The 253-nt window shown below is 37.9% G+C and carries 1 protein-coding gene; it reads right to left on the bottom strand.

Translation table 11 applies throughout. From position 1 onward, the window contains the following. The coding region (locus FDW96_RS15135) for a hypothetical protein (RefSeq protein WP_212732913.1) at positions 1 to 253 on the bottom strand (253 nt) is incomplete at both ends.

Raw genomic sequence — 253 nt, forward strand, 5'->3', positions numbered from 1 at the left:
TTTATTCTTGAACCAGATGATTCGTTCTTTGAACCAAGCGTCAACCCCTTCAGGACGTAGCCATTTACCTTGTTTAACTCCGTTTTTTTCCATGAACTCAATCACTTTACTTGGAGTTTCAAGTTCGCCAAATAAGCTAGGTTTAACAGAGTTGAATTTACTAAACATTTCAAGCGTTTCGATATAACTATCTTTCAGAAGCTCTGTATCAAGCAATTTTTGGGCTTTCTCAGCACGTTTAGCAAGTCGTTCG

Source organism: Citrobacter sp. TBCS-15 (assembly GCF_005280815.1).
In the GTDB taxonomy this organism is placed as follows: Bacteria; Pseudomonadota; Gammaproteobacteria; order Enterobacterales; family Enterobacteriaceae; genus Citrobacter; species Citrobacter werkmanii.